This is a genomic window from Streptomyces sp. NPDC053493 (assembly GCF_044544825.1).
In the GTDB taxonomy this organism is placed as follows: domain Bacteria; phylum Actinomycetota; class Actinomycetes; order Streptomycetales; family Streptomycetaceae; genus Streptomyces.
The window spans coordinates 279640-295712 of the sequence record NZ_JBITXS010000006.1 but is presented as its reverse complement, the minus strand read 5'-3'; the positions used below and the strand labels follow the sequence as shown (position 1 = coordinate 295712).

The window sequence follows — 16073 nt, the reverse complement described above, 5'->3', positions numbered from 1 at the left end:
AAAGCGCGAGGGCCGGTCAGCTCCCCAGCTGACCGGCCGCACGCTGCCGTCCGCCGCACCCCCGTCCCCACGGGGTTTCTCGGCCGGATGTCCCCGACCCGGGCCGCTCTCCCGGGTCCGGGGCGCCGTTCAGCGCCCCAGCATCACGCCCACGGACGACGCCTGAGTGACCACCGCGTCCCAGCCGCCGAAGACGACCACGAGCAGGGCCGCGAGAGGGAGGACCATGGCGGTCGCCACCAGCGGGTGACGGCGGCTCGAAGGGCGGGATGCGATCCGCGTGGCCGGGTACGCCATGGTTCCTCTCCTGTCGTGTCGGACGCGGCGGGTGCGGTGACCTCGGGGGACGAGTGCTGCACCCGCCGCTTGACCTCCACACTAGGCAGCGGGCGCCGCCCGGGCGTCATGCCCGCGTACCGGCTTCCGGGCCTCCCGGAGGATGACGAGCCGCCGTCCGGCGTACTCCCCTGGGTGGAGAAGAATCCCCCGGACTGAGGGTCTTCCCTGAGGAGGCCGGCGGGGCGGCGTGACCTCGCTCACGTTTGGCCCACGGGCGCGGGGCACCGAAGAGGCGACGGCTCAACCGCCCTGGTCGGCGCGGGCGTTGAGGGAGGGAACAGCTGACCGCTCCTCAAGTGTCCCCCTCAGCACTGACAATCGATGCGGCCCCGAGGGCGCGGCCTGTGAGCACGCCGGGGCGGGGGTACGTAAGCTGTGCCACGTCGAACGGACGAGGGGACGGACATGGCGATGATGCGGCTCCGGCGCGAGGACCCGCGGATCGTCGGGACCTTCCGGCTCCACCGCAGGCTGGGAGCCGGCGGCATGGGAGTCGTGTACCTGGGCTCCGACCGGCGCGGACAGCGCGTGGCGCTCAAGGTGATCCGGCCCGACCTCGCCGAGGACCAGGAGTTCCGCTCCCGGTTCGCCCGCGAGGTGTCCGCCGCCCGGCGGATCCGCGGCGGCTGCACGGCGCGGCTCGTCGCCGCCGACCTGGAGGCCGAGCGGCCCTGGTTCGCCACCCAGTACGTGCCCGGGCCCTCGCTGCACGACCGGGTCGCGGAGGAGGGTCCGCTGCGGGCCGCCGACGTCGCCGCGATCGGCGCGGCCCTGTCGGAGGGCCTGGTCGCCGTCCACGAGGCGGGTGTCGTCCACCGGGACCTCAAGCCGTCCAACATCCTGCTGTCGCCCAAGGGGCCCCGGATCATCGACTTCGGGATCGCCTGGGCCACCGGCGCGAGCACGCTCACGCACGTCGGCACCGCGGTGGGATCGCCCGGCTTCCTCGCGCCCGAGCAGGTGCGGGGCGCGGCCGTCACACCGGCGACCGACGTCTTCTCGCTCGGCGCGACGCTCGCGTACGCGGCGATGGGCGACTCGCCCTTCGGCCACGGCAGTTCCGAGGTCATGCTCTACCGGGTCGTCCACGAGGAGCCGCAGCTGCACGGTGTGCCGGACGCGCTCGCGCCGCTCGTACGGGCCTGCCTCGCGAAGGATCCGGAGGAACGTCCCAGCACGCTCCAGCTGTCCATGCGGCTCAAGGAGATCGCCGCGCGCGAGGCCCAGGGCCTGCCCGCGGCCGCCCGGCCGCCGGGCCAGCGGGAGCGGGCCGAGGAGCGGAACACGGTCCGGCCGACCGAGCGGTACACGGAGCGGACGACGGAGCGGTCCGCCGGGCGCGGCGAGGAGCGGGGCGGGGACCGTCCGACGGCGGGACGCCGGCCGGCCGGGACGGCGCCGCGCACCGGCGGCGGGCAGGCCGCCCGTTCCCGTCCCGGTACGCGCCCCGGGACCCGGCCCGGCGCACGCTCCACCTCCACAGGCCGCCGGCCCGCGAACCCGCGGCTGCTGCGGCAGCGGCTGTTCGTCTTCGTCGTGGTGACGCTCGTGGTCGCCCTGGGCATCGCGGCGGCGCAGGCCCTGCAGGGCTGAGGGCCGGAACGGCGGGAGGACGCCGGGCCGCGACACGGCGGGCGTCGCCGATACGGCCGCGGCGCGCGGGCGGCAACGCCGTACGACGACAGGTGTCGGGCGCGGCGGGCCACCGCCGTACGCCGATACACGTCGGGCGCGGCAGGCCAGTCGGGTGTGGCGGGCCACCGCCGTACGCCGGTACGGCGCCGGGCCCCGCGCGGCGCAGTCGGCCGCCGTTACGGCGTCACGCGCCCGGCCGGGCTACTGCGGGCGGCCGCTCGTCACCGCGTAGAACGCCACCGCGGCCGCGGCTCCGACGTTCAGGGAGTCCACGCCGTGCGCCATCGGGATGCGGACCCACTCGTCCGCCGCCCGCAGCGCCTGCGTGGACAGGCCCTCGCCCTCGGCGCCCAGCATCAGCGCCACCCGCTCCAGCCGGTGCGGGGCGGCCTCGTCGATGGAGGCCGCCCGCTCGGCCGGGGTCAGCGCGAGCAGCTTGAAGCCCGCCTCCCGGACCGCCTCCAGGCCGCGCGGCCAGGTGTCCAGACGCGCGTACGGGACGGAGAACACCGCGCCCATCGAGACCTTCACGGACCGGCGGTAGAGCGGGTCGGCGCAGTCCGGGGAGAGCAGCACCGCGTCCATGCCGAGCGCGGCGGCGCTGCGGAAGATGGCGCCGATGTTGGTGTGGTCGTTGACCGACTCCATGACCGCCACCCGGCGGGCCGTGGCCAGCAGCGTCGGCGCGTCCGGGAGCGGCTTGCGCTGCATCGAGGCGAGCGCGCCGCGGTGCACGTGATAGCCCGTGACGCGCTCGGCGAGGTCCGGCTGCACCGCGTAGACCGGCGCCGGGACCTCGTCGATGACGTCGCGCATCACGTCGACCCACTTGGCCGAGAGCAGCATCGACCGCATCTCGTACCCGGCCTGCCGGGCGCGGCGGATGACCTTCTCGCCCTCCGCGATGAACAGGCCCTCGGCGGGCTCGCGTCTGCGGCGCAGCTCGACATCGGTCAGTCCGGTGTAGTCGCGCAGACGCGGGTCGTCGGGGTCGTCGATCGTGATGAGTTCGGCCACGGGGTGATACTGCCTTGTCCGGTGGGTGGTGCCAATGTGTACGGATCGCTCTCAGGCGAGCGGCTTGTCCGGGCCCTCGTTGACCACGTCGCCGATGACGATCACGGCCGGCGGGCGGACCTCCTCGGCCCTGACCGTCTCCGCGACGGTCGCGAGCGTGGCGTCCACGCGGCGCTGGGTGGCCGTGGTGCCCTCCTGGACCAGGGCGAGGGGCGTGTCGGGCGCCTTGCCGTGCGCGATCAGCGCCTCGGCGATCTTGCCGATCTTGTCGACGCCCATGAGGATCACCAGCGTGCCGGTGAGCTTCGCGAGCGAGGCCCAGTCGACGAGCGAGCGCGGGTCGTCGGGGGCCACATGGCCGCTGACGACGGTGAACTCGTGCGCGACGCCGCGGTGGGTGACCGGGATGCCGGCCGCGCCCGGCACCGAGATGGAGCTGGAGATGCCCGGGACCACGGTGCAGGCGATGCCCTCGGCGGCCAGCGCCTGGGCCTCCTCCATGCCGCGGCCGAAGACGAACGGGTCGCCGCCCTTGAGGCGGACGACGGACTTGCCCTGCTTGGCGTGCTCGATGAGCGCGTTGTTGATGGCCTCCTGGGCCATGAAACGGCCATACGGGATCTTCGCCGCGTCGATCACCTCGACGTGCGGCGGCAGCTCGGACAGCAGGTCGCGCGGGCCGAGGCGGTCGGCGATCACCACGTCGGCCTCGGCGAGCAGCCGGCGGCCGCGGACGGTGATGAGGTCCGGGTCGCCCGGGCCGCCGCCGACGAGGGCGACGAAGGGCGTACGGGCGCGGTGCGCCGGGCCGGCGATCGAGCCGTCGCGCAGGCTCTCGACGACGGCGTCCCGGACGGCGGCCGAGCGGCGCGGGTCCCGGCCGGTCAGGATCGCGACCGTGACGCCCTCGCTGTGGCCGGTGGCCGGGGTCCAGGCGGTGGCCGCCTCGGCGTCGTCGGAGCGCACGCACCAGGTCCGGGTCCGCTCGGCCTCGGCGGAGATGGCGGCGTTGGCGACCGGGTCGGTGGTGGCGACGAGGGCGTACCAGGCGCCGGCGAGGTCGCCCTCCTCGTAACGGCGCCGGATCCAGGTGATCTCGCCGGTCTCGGCCATCGCGTCCACCGAGGGCGTCGCCGAAGGGCTGATCAGGACGACGTCCGCGCCCGCGGCGATGAGCGCGGGGAGCCGGCGCTGGGCGACCTGGCCGCCGCCGAACACGACGACGCGGCGGCCGGCGAGGCGCAGTCCGACGGGGTAGGCGGGGTGCTCGGCGTGCTCGGCCATGGGCGGGCGGCTCCTCGGAGGGGCGGTGCGTGTGCGCACCACACGATATCGGTGACCTGGGGTTTTCACGCTGTGACGGATGTCCCTGGCCGAGCGCCGTCGGTCGGTGAAGGGGGACGTACGGCACGTCCCCCGCTCCCGTGCGGCGGGGAGGGAGGACGTGCCGGGTGGGCTGTTACTTCTCGGTGACGCCCGCGGAGTCGAAGGTCGCCACCTCGTGCATGGCGCGCGCGGCGCTCTGGACGACCGGGAGCGCGAGCAGCGCGCCCGTGCCCTCGCCGAGGCGGAGGTCGAGGTCGACCAGCGGGCGCAGGCCCAGCTTGTTGAGCGCGGCGACGTGGCCGGGCTCGGCGCTGCGGTGGCCGGCGATGCAGGCGGCGAGCGACTCGGGTGCGATGGCCCGGGCGACGAGGGCGGCCGCGCCGGTGGAGACGCCGTCGAGGATGACCGGTGTGCGCAGCGAGGCCGCGCCGAGGATCAGGCCGACGAGCGCCGCGTGCTCCAGGCCGCCGATCGCGGCGAGGACGCCGATCGGGTCCGCCGGGTCGGGCTTGTGGAGGTCGAGCGCACGGCGGACCACGTCCACCTTGCGGGCGTGCATCTCGTCGTTGATGCCCGTGCCGCGGCCGGTGACCTCGGCCGGGTCGACGCCGGTGTAGACCGAGATGAGGGCGGCCGACGAGGTGGTGTTCGCGATGCCCATCTCGCCGGTGAGCAGGGCCTTGTTGCCGGCCGCGACGAGGTCGCGGGCGGTCTCGATGCCCACCTCGATGCCCGCGATCGCCTCCTCGCGGGTCATGGCCTGGCCGATGGTGAAGTCGGCGGTGCCGGGGCGGACCTTGCGCGGGAGCAGGCCCGGGGTGGCGGGGAGGTCGGAGGCGACGCCGACGTCGATGACGCACACCTCGGCGCCGACCTGGTTGGCGAAGGCGTTGCAGACCGCTCCCCCGCCCAGGAAGTTCGCGACCATCTGGCCGGTCACCTCCTGGGGCCAGGCGGTGACGCCCTGGGCGTGGACGCCGTGGTCGCCGGCGAAGATCGCGACGGCGGCCGGCTCCGGGATCGGCGGCGGGCAGACCCGGGAGAGCCCGGCGAGCTGCGCGGAGATGATCTCCAGCATGCCCAGGGCCCCGGCGGGCTTGGTCATGCGCTTCTGGCGCTCCCAGGCCTCGCCGAGCGCCTTGGCGTCCAGCGGGCGGATGTTGGCGACGGTCTCCTGGAGCAGGTCGTGCGGCTCCTCGCCGGGCAGCGCGCGGCGGCCGTACGTCTCCTCGTGGACGACCCAGCTGAGCGGACGGCGCTTGGACCAGCCGGCCTGCATCAGCTCGGGCTCCTCCGGGAACTCGTCGACGTAGCCGACGCAGAGGTACGCGACCACTTCGAGGTGCTCGGGCAGGCCGAGGGCGCGGACCATCTCGCGCTCGTCGAAGAAGCTGACCCAGCCGACGCCGAGGCCTTCGGCGCGGGCGGCGAGCCAGAGGTTCTCGACGGCGAGCGCGGAGGAGTACGGGGCCATCTGCGGCTGCGTGTAGCGGCCGAGGGTGTGCCGGCCGCCGCGGGTCGGGTCGGCGGTCACGACGATGTTGACCGGGGTGTCGAGGATGGCCTCGATCTTCAGTTCCTTGAACTGCTTGGCCCGGCCCTTGGGCAGCGACTTCGCGTACGCCTCGCGCTGGCGCGTCGCGAGCTCGTGCATCGTGCGACGGGTCTCGGCGCTGCGGATGACGACGAAGTCCCAGGGCTGCGAGTGGCCGACGCTGGGCGCGGTGTGGGCCGCCTCGAGGACGCGCAGGAGCACCTCGTGCGGGATCGGGTCGGAACGGAAGCCGTTGCGGATGTCGCGGCGCTCGCGCATGACGCGCAGGACCGCTTCGCGCTCGGCCTCGTCGTAGCCCGGGGCACGGTCCTGGACCTCGTCCGCGGCGGCGGCCGGGGCCTCGTCGGCGGTGGGTTCGGTGGCCGGGGCCTCGTCGGTGGCGGGCTCGGTGGGCGGCTGCTCGGCGGTCTCCGCGGTTTCGGCGGCGGGCTCGGTGGCGGCCGGCTCGGGGGCCTCGGCGGGCTCCGCGGGCTCGGCGGCGACCTGCTCCGCGGCGACCGGCTGCTCGGCGGTCTCGGCGGCCGGCTCGGCGGGCTGGGGCTGCTCGGCCGGCTGGGCATCGGCGGCCGGGGCCTCCTGGGCGACGACGACGGCCGGGACGTCCTCCACGACAGCCTCGGCGGCCGGCTCGGGCTGGGCGTCGGCGGCAGGCCCCTCGGCCACGGGCTCCGCGACGGGCGCCTCCGCGACGGCGGGCTGCTCCGCCACCGGAGCCTCGGCGGGCACCTCGGCGACGGGCACCTCGGCGACGGGCGCGGGGGGTTCGGCGTTCGGCTCGGCGGGCGCCGGCTGCGGCTCCTCGGCCGGGGCCTCGGCACGGGCCTCCGGCTCGGGCTCGCGCGGAGCGGGAATCGGAGCCGGCTCCTCCTGGGCGACGACGGCCTGGGCGGCGGGCTCAGCGACGACCTCGGCGACGACCTCGGCGGTCGCGACGGCCTCGGCGGCCTCCTGGGCCGCGGTCTCGGGAGCCGGGACCGGGGCCGCGGCCTCCTCGACCGGGGCCTCCTCGGCCACCGGCTCCGGGGCGACCGTCGCCTCCTGGGCGACCGGCTCGGCAGCTTCCGCCACGGGCTCGGGAGCCTCCGCCACGGCCGGCTCCTCGGCCGCCGGCTGCTCCTGCACCGACTGCACCGGCTGCTCCGGCTGCTCCTGGACCGACTGCTCCGGGGCCGGGGTCGGGGCCAGGTGCGGGGCGGTCGGGACGGAGCCCTCGACGGGCACGAACTGGGCGACCGGCGGGACGACCGTTTCTGCGGCCGCGGCGGCCTGGGCCTGCGGCTCCTGCGGCTGCGCGGGCCACGGCACGGCGCCCTGCGGCGCGGTCTGCTGGTCCTGCGGGATGTCCAGGTACTCGGGTCCGGTGGTCGGCGGACCGGGGGTCCGGACCGGCATCGGGGCGGGCGTCGCGGCGGCGGCCGGAGCCTGGACGGGCGCGGGCTGGGGGGCCGGGGCGGCGGCCGGGCCACGGTCGGCGAGCGAACGCACCACACCGCCGGAGGCGTCCGGGAGCGGCGGACCCATGTGCAGCGGGCGGCGGGCGGGCGGCGGGGTCTGGGCGTTCTGCGGCGCGGGCGTACGGACCGCGCCCAGGTCGACGGAGCCGGAGTCACGGCCGGCCGCCTCGTGGGCACCGGTGTCGAGGACACCGGGCTCGTATCCGTGGTCGGCGGTCAGGGGCACGCCGTGGGCCGGGGTGCCCTGCGGCACCGGCACGCCCTGCGGCGGGGTGGCACCGGTGACCTGCTCCAGGGGCGCGGTGAGCGGGTCGACGACGGGGGCCGGGGCGGGCACGGTGACCGGCGGGGCGGGCATCATGCCCGGCTGGTGCTCGCTCCAGGCGCCCTGGGCGCCCGGCATCAGGAGCAGGTCGTCGTCCTCGGCTGCGTTCTCGGAGGGGTCCAGGAAGGCGTACGCGTCCGGTGCGGGGATGCCCGGCTGCTCGACCATGCCTGAGTTCTCCGGCAGCCCCTCGCCCGGGATCTGGCCGGTGTCCGTCATGCTGCGTACCCCTCGCCCATCGGTTGTGCTCCTTCAGACCTTTCGCCCGTCGACAAGAACGAGCGTGCGCGCCGCGCGGCACGAGACGCGCGGACACCCCTGCATTGTCGCGGCCTTCGGCCATCGTGGCAGGCGGATCCGCCACGGTGCGCTGTGGACTGCGCCACGTCGCGCCGTCCCCCCGTTGCTCCGTACCACATCAGCGGCCCAATGAGGCCGCCACTTCCGGACATTGGCGAACAAACCACCGAACGTCCGGGTGCGGTACAACAATCGGCCAGCCTACCCCGCCGCCGGGGCGACACGATCACGGGTGGGGTCGGTCCGGCGGCCCGCCAGCAGGAAGACGACGGAGCGGGCGCGCTCGGTCCAGTCGGCCGGGTCGAGGCCGACGGTCTGCAGCAGGGCGCACTCGACCTCGTAGCCGCCGTCGGCGAGCGCGGCGCCGATCGCCTCGGCCTCGTCGCGGGTCGCGGCGTGGGCGACGATCCGTTCGGGCCTGCGGTCGGTGCAGGCGGTGACGACGGCGACGCCGCCGCCTCCGATGCGGACGACGTCGGGCTCGGGCAGGCGTTCCAGGACGTGCGGGGCGCGGCCGTGAACGGCCTGGAGCTGGACTCCGGCGCGGCGGGCGGCGGCCTCGGTGCGGGCGCAGGCCTCGGGGTCGGTGTCGACGGCGATGACGGCGGCGCCGAAGCGGGCGGCCTCGACGGAGAAGGCGCCCTCGGCGCAGCCGATGTCCCAGACGAGGTCGCCGACGCGGGGGCCGAGACGGGCGAGTTGGGCGGCGCGCAGGGTGGGGTCCTGACCGGTGCGGCGGCCGTCGGTCTCCTCGTCCGGCAGGGCCCAGCCGCGTACGGCCGGGGTGTCGTGGCCCATGAGCCAGCCGCCGGCCGAGCTGCCGCCGATGACGAGGACGACGTTGGGGTCGCGCCAGGCGTGGTCGGCGGCCTTGTCGGAGGTGAGGACGGTGACCTGTTCGCGGTCGGTGCCGAGTTCCTCGCAGATGACGAAGGTGCGGTGGACGCCTTCGAGGAGGAGGGCGAGTTCGGCGGGTCCGGCGCCGGGCGAGGTGAGGACGGCGACCTTGGGGTGGGCGCGGCAGACGTTGACGGCGCGGCGCAGGGTGCGCTGCTGGGCGACGACGACGCGGGCGTCGTCCCAGGGCATGCCGGCCCGGGCGAAGGCGGCGGCGACGGAGGACACGGCGGGCACGACCTCGACCTCGAGGCCGTGTTCGGGAGCGCGCAGGGTGCGGACGACGCCGAAGAAGCCGGGGTCTCCGTCGGCGAGGACGACGGCGGTGCCGCGGTGGCCGGCGATCCGGCGGGCGGCGAGGTCGACGCTGCCGAGGCGGATGCGTTCGGCGCGGGCCGGCACTTCGGGCAGGGCCAAGTGGTGGGCGGCGCCGGCCACGAGCGTGGCGGCGCCGAGGGCGGACCTGGCGGCGGCGGTGAGGGGCGAGCCGTCCCAGCCGATCACCGTGACCCGGTCGGCCATCTGCGTCTGTCTCCTGAGTGTGTGCAGGTCGGGGGCGGATCGAGCCTACCTGGGCGGTCAGCTCCAGTCGGCGTAGGTGGAGAAGCCGGCGTCGGCCAGCTGATCGGCGACGCCGTCCAGGTCCTCGGGGAGGAGGCTCCAGACGATGAGGTCGGTGCGGATGTCGGTCCATTCGCCGGTCTCGGTCTGGCTGCGCGCTATCCAGGCGTTGCGCAGGACGCCTTCGCTGATGCAGCCGACCTTCTGGGCGACCTGCTGGGAGGCGGTGTTGTCGGCGGCGGTGCGCAGTTCGAGCCGTTCGAAGCGGCGGTCGCCGAACAGCCACTGGGCGGCGGCGAGGACGGACTCGGTGGCGTAGCCCTCGCCCCGGGCCCAGGGTGCGGTGACGTAGGCGACCTCGGTGGCGCGGGTGCGCCAGTTGGTGCTGTGGAGGTGGAGGGTGCCGACGAGGCGCTGGGTGAGGAACTCGGTGACGGCGAAGACGATGCCGCGGCCCTCGGTCCGTTCCGCAGGAGCGATCCTGCGCACCCATTCCTCGGCGTCGGCACGGGTGTAGGGGTGCGGGACGGAGGTCCAGGCGACGACGAGTTCGTCGTTCATCATCTCCACGAAGGCGGGGATATCGGCCTCTTCGTACGGGCGCAGCACCAACCGGTCCGTGCTGATGGAGACGTCCGGAAAGGTGGTAGTCATGCGCAGCTCCATACGTGAATGACCGTGAACGCACAGCATGCAGCATCGGGCCGCCGCCGCGCATGCGCGGGTGAGCCGAAGGCCCCGGGCGCCGGACGGGGCGCGCGGGGCCTTCTGGCCGGACCGTACCGCGTGGGCGGTACGGCGGGTCCTACGAGGCGGGGGTGCCGAAGGCCGGGACGACCGAGCCCTTGTAGGTGTCCTCGATGTACTTCTTCACCTCGGGCGAGTTGAGGAGCTTCACGAGCTTCTGGACGCGGGCGTCCTTCTCGTTGCCCTGCTTGACGGCGAGGAAGTTGGCGTAGGGGTTGCCCTCCGCCTTCTCCAGGACGAGGGCGTCCTTGGCGGGCTCGAGCTTGGCCTCGATGGCGTAGTTGCCGTTGATGACGGCGGCGTCGACGTCGTTCAGGGCGCGGGGCACGGTGGCGGCCTCCAGCTCCTTGAACTCCAGGCCCTTCTTGTCCGTGATGTCGGAGAGCTTGGCGTCGGTGCCGACGCCCGCCTTGAGGGTGATGAGGCCGTTGTCGGCGAGCAGGTGGAGGGCGCGGCCCTCGTTGGTGGTGTCGTTGGGCACGGCCACGGTCTGGCCGGCCTTGATGTCCTTGACCGTCCCGAGCTTCTTGGAGTAGAGGCCGAGCGGCTCGAGGTGGACGTTGACCACCGGGACGATGTGGGTGTTGTTCTTCTTGTTGAAGTCGTCGAGGTACGGCTTGTGCTGGAAGAAGTTGGCGTCGACCTGGCCGGTCTCGGTGGCGGTGTTCGGCAGGACGTAGTCCGTGAACTCCTTCACCTCCAGCTTCAGGCCCTCCTTCGCGGCGAGCTTGTCCTTGACGAAGTTCAGGATGTCGGCGTGCGGCGTCGGGGACGCGGCGACGACGAGCGGCTTGTCGGCGGAGCCGGCCGCGTCCTTGGCGGAGGACGGGTCGGAGGAGGTGCCGCAGGCGGTGAGGCCGAGGGCGAGTGCGGCGGTGGCGGCGATGCCCGCGGTGAGCTTGATGTTCTTGCGCACGAAGAGTGCCTCTTTCCGGTGGAGCGGTGGACGCCTGGACAACAAGTCCGGGCTCTTCTTCGGGTTACGAAGTCGGGGGCTGCCGGGTCACACGGTGCGGCCGCGGCGGGCGAGGAGGCGGACGACGCCGTCGCCGATGAGCTGGACGACCGTGACGATCACGACCAGGACGACGACGGTGACCAGCATGAAGGTGGTGTCGAAGCGCTGGTATCCGTAGGTGACGGCCTTGGATCCGAGGCCTTCGCCGCCGACCGCGCCGGCCATGGCGGAGTAGCCGATGAGCACGATCACGGTGGTGGTGACGGCGGAGACGAGCGAGGGCAGGGCCTGCGGGAGCAGCACCTTGCGGACGATGGTCGGGATGCCGCCGCCCATGGACTGGACGGCTTCGACCAGGCCGTGGTCGACCTCGCGGATCGCGGTCTCGACGAGGCGCGCGAAGAACGGGATGGCGCCGATGGCGAGCGGCACGATCATCGCGGTCGGGCCGATGAAGGTGCCGACGACGAAGGTGGTGAAGGGGATCAGGGCGATCAGCAGGATGATGAAGGGCAGCGAGCGGCCCACGTTCACGATCGCGCCGACGACCTTGTTCACCGGCCGGTTCTGCAGCAGTCCGCCCTTGTCGGTGAGGACGAGGAGGATGCCGAGGGGCAGGCCGCCGACGATGGTGACGACGGTGGCCCACAGGACCATGTAGAGGGTGTCGACGGTGCCCTGCTCGAGCAGCGGCTGCATCTCGGACCAGGTCACTTGGCACCTTCCTTCACCAGCACGGGCGCCTCGGCGGCCGTCTGCTCGTCGCCGGGCTCGACGATCTCGACCTGGAGGCCCTGCTCGCGCAGGAAGCCGACCGGGACGACGTTGTCCTCGTAGCGTCCGGGGAGTTCGATCCGCATGCGGCCGATCTGGCGGCCGGAGACGGTGTCCATGGCGGCGCCGAGGATCGAGATGTCGATGTTGTACGTACGGGAGAGCTGGGAGATCACCGGCTGGGTGGCGGTCTCGCCGTGGAAGGTGACGTCGACCACCGTGCGGTCGGGTCCGGTGGCGGCGCCGCTGACCGGGAAGAGCTCGGCGGCCAGCTGGGAGCCGGGCGTGGCGAGCAGTTCGGAGACGGTGCCGGACTCGACGACGCGGCCCTTCTGCATGAGGGCGGCGGAGTCGCAGATGGTCTTGACGACGTCCATCTCGTGGGTGATGAGCAGGACGGTGAGGCCGAGCTGCTGGTTGAGGTCGCGCAGCAGCTGGAGGATGGAGCGGGTGGTCTCCGGGTCGAGGGCGCTGGTGGCCTCGTCGGAGAGCAGGACCTTGGGCTTGCCGGCGAGGGCGCGGGCGATGCCGACGCGCTGCTTCTGGCCGCCGGAGAGCTGGCCCGGGTAGGCCTTGGCCTTGTCGGAGAGGCCGACGAGGTCGAGGAGTTCGAGGGCGCGGCGGGTGCGCTCGGCGCCGGAGAGGCCGAAAATCTCCAGCGGGAGCTCGATGTTGTCCTTGACGGTGCGCGAGGACAGCAGGTTGAAGTGCTGGAAGACCATGCCGATGCTGCTGCGGGCGCGGCGCAGGTCCTTGCCGGCGCGGCGGCCCTTTCCGGCGAGGGCGGTGAGGTCGACGCCGTCGACGGTCACGGTGCCGGAGGTGGGGCGCTCCAGGAGGTTGACGCAGCGGATGAGCGAGGACTTGCCGGCGCCGCTCTGGCCGATCACGCCGAAGACCTCGCCTTCGCGAACGTGGAGGTCGACGTCGTCCAGAGCGGTGACCTGGCGGCCTCGCGACTCGTAGACCTTGGTCAGGCCCGAAGTGGTGATCACAGGGTTTCCGTCACTGTCGAGTGCGCGGCGCGGGGTCCGCCGGGCACGGGGCATTCGTCGTTCGGACAGTCAGGCGCAGGCGGTCGCTGTCGCGGCTGGTGGCCGGGAGGCAGCGGGTGCGCGGGGCGGGGCTCGGTCCGGCGCCTGGGCGGCGGGTGGACCGGCGGTCCGTCGGGCTCGCTTCGGGGCGCGAGTCGCTGGCGGGGGCCCTCAGACGGCGCACATTCGACACGTACGACAAGCACCGGGCGTCGTGTTCGCCTCGGTCGCAAGGATGCGGCTGCTCGTCGTGGTCATGGCTGCAAGTAAAGCATGCAAACGTGCGAACGAAAGGGAGCTGTCCGCATAGCGGACATGCGTGAGACGCCATGCGGACAGTCCAGGGCGGCGCGGGCGGCTGGCGCGGGGTCCGCTCCCTCAGGTGTGGCCTGGGCGGACGCGTGGTGGGTCACGTCCGCGGGCGGGCCGTCGCCGGGAGCTCGCGGCGCCGGGTTGTGGTCAAGACCACGGTCGCCGACGCGGCGAGCGGCCGGGTCGGTCGCCGGGAGCCGGCGGACGGGCGTCGAGGGCCGGGCGGTCGGTCGTCGCGGGCCGGGCGGGCGGGCCGGGCGGGACTTTCCGGGCCCGGCCGGGCGGGCCGGGGTGCGGGGGCCGCGCGCATCGGGCCATTCGACCCGTAATACCCTCGGGCGCATGCTTGACGCCCTGACGGTCGCGGTCTCGGTGGCCGCGCTCGCGCTCGCCGCCTGGTGCGGCTTCGCCTTCACCCGGAACCAGTCCACCAAGGACTGGCACTTCATCGGCATGGCCGTGGTGACCTTCCTCGCCCTGGTGCAGCTGGTGGTCGGCATCGTGCAGCTGACGCGCGGCGAGAAGGCCGAGGAGGGCACGACGATCTTCCTCGCCTATCTGCTGGGCGCGCTGTGCGCGGTCCCGGCGGCCGGGCTCATGTCGCTGACCGAGCGCAGCAAGTGGGGCTCGGCGACGGTGGCGGCCGGCGCGGTCGTCCTCGCCGTGCTCGAGGTGCGTCTCTACGACATCTGGACGGTGGGCTGACCATGACCACGACCGAGACCGAGGGCCGCGACCGGGGTGAGGGTCAGGAGCAGGGCCAGGGCCAGGACCACGGCCGGGGCCGGGAGGCCGGACGCCTGGTGAAGGGCCCGGGCATGCTGCTGGTCTGGCTGTACGGCGTGATGTCGGTCGGCGCGGTCTCCCGCTCGATCTACCAGATCGCCACCGAGTTCGACCGTGCCCCGCTCGCCTACGGCCTGTCGGCGGTGGCGGCCGTGGTCTACGCCTTCATCACCTACACGCTGGTACGGGGCGGGGAGACGGCCCGGAAGGCGGCGCTGGTGTGCTGCGCCGCCGAACTCGCGGGCGTGCTGACCGTCGGGACCTGGACGCTGGTCGAGCCCTCGGCGTTCCCCGACGCGACCGTCTGGTCCGACTACGGCTACGGCTACGTCTTCATCCCGGTGCTGCTGCCGCTGACCGGCATCTGGTGGCTGCGCCGGTCCCGTACCGCCTGAGGCCACGTCCGGCTACAGCGCGGCCAGCACCAGGGCCAGCGCGCCGCAGGCGTCGAAGACGCCGCACCACTCCGACCACGCCCGGGGCACGACGCGGGCCCTGAGGTGATGCACGGCGTCCCACCCGGCGTGGCCGAGCCAGCCGGCCGCCAGGACCAGGAGCCCGAGGGCGCCCGCCACGGTCACGGCCAGCAGGGCGACGGCGGCGAAGCCGGCGAGCGCGGCGAGCTGGACGGCGAGGACCCGGCCCGGGCGCAGCTCGCCGCGGAGCGCGCCGAAGAGCAGGTAGAACAGCGGCATCGTGACGAGGACGCCCGCGAGGAACGCGGGCGCGGGCATGCCGTCCACGAACGTGAGGCCCGCCAGGGCCAGCGCGACCAGCGTCGGCCAGCGGTGGGTGAGCGAGTGCATCGAAGTGCCTTCCGGGAGCGGCGTGGACGAAAGCGGCGTCGGCGAACGGGTGCGGGCGCAGGGGCGGCCCGGCGTGCGCCGTCCGCGCCGGGGCGAGGCCACTGTCCCGCCCGCGCCGTGACCCGCGGAAGCGGCAACGGGCCGCCGTGTCCGTCTCCTTGGGGTGGCGGTCCTTCCGGCATAGGGTCGGGGCATGGCGGAGCGGCTGATGGTGGTGGTGGGTTACGAGGCGGCCGAGCTCCTGGACATCGCGTGCGTGACCACGACCCTGGCCATGGCCAACGGGATCGGCGCGCCCTCGGTGCCGTACCGGGTGCTCCTCGCGGGTCCGGGCGGCGGGCCCGTCGTCTGCGGCTCGGGCCTCGTCCTCGGCAGCGAGCGCTCCCTGGAGCGGCTCGTCGGGCCGCTCGACACGCTGATCGTCTCGGGCGGTACGGGCTTCGAGCGGGCCGCGCGGGACACCGGGCTCGTCGGGCACGTGCGGCGGCTGGCGCGGGAGAGCCGGCGGGTGGCGTCGGTGTGCACGGGTGCCGGGGTGCTGGCGGCCGCGGGGCTCCTGGACGGGCGCCGGGCGACGACGCACTGGTCCTACGCCCGGCGGCTGGCCGAGCGGCACCCGGCGGTCACCGTGGACGCCGATCCCATCTACGTCCGCGACGGGCAGGTGTACACGGCGGCCGGGGTCACGAGCGCCCTGGACCTCACGCTCGCGTTCGTCGAGGAGGACCACGGCCCGGAGCTGGCCCGCGAGGTCGCCCGGCACCTCGTGGTGTATCTGCAACGGCCGGGGAACCAGGCGCAGATGAGCCTGTTCACCGCGGCCCCGCCGCCCCGTGACGAGGTGGTCCGGGAGCTGGTGGAGCACATCGCGGCGCACCCGGACGGCGACCTGAGCGGGGCGGCGCTCGCGGCCCGGGCCGGGGTGACGCCCCGCCACCTCGCCCGGCTGTTCACGGAGCAGCTGGGCCTGGCGCCCGGCCGTTACGTGCGGCGGGTGCGTACCGAGACCGCCGCCCAGCTGCTCACCACGACGACGCTGCCGCTGTCCCGGGTCGCGTCGCGCTGCGGCTTCGGCAGCGCCGAGGCGCTGCGGCAGGCGTTCACCGAGCGGTTCGGCATCGCCCCGTCCCGCTACCGCGCCCGGATGGGCTCCAAGCCGCCTTCCCGAGCGTGACGGGGGCGGCTCCAAGCCGCCTTCCCGAGCGTGACGAGGGCGGGCTCCAAGCCGCCGTCGCCGGCGTGCCGAG

Annotated in this window: 14 protein-coding genes; 4 read left to right on the top strand and 10 right to left on the bottom strand. The window is 74.2% G+C overall.

The genetic code is table 11. From position 1 onward, the window contains the following. Positions 1–129: 129 nt before the first annotated feature. Entirely contained in the window at positions 130–297 is a 168-nt protein-coding gene (locus ACIGO8_RS19900) for a hypothetical protein (RefSeq protein ID WP_399732005.1), read from the bottom strand. Between the two features lie 447 nt (positions 298–744). Here ACIGO8_RS19900 and ACIGO8_RS19895 point away from each other — a divergent pair, with 447 nt between their 5' ends. Further along, positions 745–1932 (top strand): protein kinase, encoded by a 1188-nt coding sequence (locus ACIGO8_RS19895; RefSeq protein ID WP_399732002.1) that lies wholly within the window; start codon positions 745–747, stop codon positions 1930–1932. Positions 1933–2175: 243 nt separating this feature from the next. Here ACIGO8_RS19895 and ACIGO8_RS19890 read toward each other — a convergent pair whose 3' ends face one another. The 8 genes from ACIGO8_RS19890 to ACIGO8_RS19855 form a co-directional block, all read right to left on the bottom strand. After that, the gene (locus ACIGO8_RS19890) at positions 2176–2991 is read right to left on the bottom strand and encodes a TrmH family RNA methyltransferase (protein ID WP_399732000.1); all 816 of its coding nucleotides are present in this window, start codon (positions 2989–2991) and stop codon (positions 2176–2178) included. Between the two features lie 51 nt (positions 2992–3042). Continuing rightward, positions 3043–4275 (bottom strand): uroporphyrinogen-III C-methyltransferase, encoded by a 1233-nt coding sequence (gene cobA / locus ACIGO8_RS19885; RefSeq protein WP_399731997.1) that lies wholly within the window; start codon positions 4273–4275, stop codon positions 3043–3045. 175 nt (positions 4276–4450) lie between these two features. Then, positions 4451–7870, bottom strand: a complete 3420-nt coding sequence (gene cobT, locus ACIGO8_RS19880; protein ID WP_399731992.1) for a nicotinate-nucleotide--dimethylbenzimidazole phosphoribosyltransferase — start codon at positions 7868–7870, stop codon at positions 4451–4453. Positions 7871–8152: 282 nt separating this feature from the next. Beyond that, the gene (gene cbiE, locus ACIGO8_RS19875; RefSeq protein ID WP_399731989.1) at positions 8153–9370 is read right to left on the bottom strand and encodes a precorrin-6y C5,15-methyltransferase (decarboxylating) subunit CbiE; all 1218 of its coding nucleotides are present in this window, start codon (positions 9368–9370) and stop codon (positions 8153–8155) included. A 57-nt stretch (positions 9371–9427) separates the two neighbouring features. Beyond that, positions 9428–10063, bottom strand: coding sequence for a GNAT family N-acetyltransferase (locus ACIGO8_RS19870; RefSeq protein WP_399731986.1), 636 nt, complete (start codon positions 10061–10063; stop codon positions 9428–9430). 151 nt (positions 10064–10214) lie between these two features. Continuing rightward, on the bottom strand, positions 10215–11072 hold the full coding sequence (locus ACIGO8_RS19865; protein WP_399731983.1) for a MetQ/NlpA family ABC transporter substrate-binding protein: 858 nt from the start codon (positions 11070–11072) through the stop codon (positions 10215–10217). Positions 11073–11159: 87 nt separating this feature from the next. Beyond that, a complete protein-coding gene (locus ACIGO8_RS19860; protein WP_399731980.1) occupies positions 11160–11828 on the bottom strand; it encodes a methionine ABC transporter permease in 669 nt (222 codons plus the stop codon). Then, positions 11825–12883 (bottom strand): methionine ABC transporter ATP-binding protein, encoded by a 1059-nt coding sequence (locus ACIGO8_RS19855; RefSeq protein ID WP_399731976.1) that lies wholly within the window; start codon positions 12881–12883, stop codon positions 11825–11827. Before ACIGO8_RS19855 ends, ACIGO8_RS19860 begins: the two co-directional genes overlap by 4 nt. 693 nt (positions 12884–13576) lie before the next feature. Between ACIGO8_RS19855 and ACIGO8_RS19850 the strand changes: the two genes are divergently transcribed. Then, positions 13577–13939 (top strand): hypothetical protein, encoded by a 363-nt coding sequence (locus tag ACIGO8_RS19850; RefSeq protein ID WP_399731974.1) that lies wholly within the window; start codon positions 13577–13579, stop codon positions 13937–13939. Positions 13940–14052: 113 nt separating this feature from the next. Next, positions 14053–14415: a hypothetical protein gene (locus ACIGO8_RS19845; RefSeq protein WP_399732439.1), complete on the top strand. Its 363-nt coding sequence runs from the start codon at positions 14053–14055 to the stop codon at positions 14413–14415. A gap of 12 nt (positions 14416–14427) precedes the next feature. Here the strand turns inward: ACIGO8_RS19845 and ACIGO8_RS19840 are convergent, their stop codons facing one another. Further along, positions 14428–14826 (bottom strand): hypothetical protein, encoded by a 399-nt coding sequence (locus ACIGO8_RS19840; RefSeq protein WP_399731971.1) that lies wholly within the window; start codon positions 14824–14826, stop codon positions 14428–14430. A gap of 193 nt (positions 14827–15019) precedes the next feature. Here ACIGO8_RS19840 and ACIGO8_RS19835 point away from each other — a divergent pair, with 193 nt between their 5' ends. Further along, positions 15020–16000 carry a GlxA family transcriptional regulator gene (locus tag ACIGO8_RS19835; RefSeq protein ID WP_399731969.1) on the top strand — a complete coding sequence of 327 codons (981 nt, stop codon included), beginning with the start codon at positions 15020–15022 and terminating at the stop codon, positions 15998–16000. Positions 16001–16073: the final 73 nt, after the last annotated feature.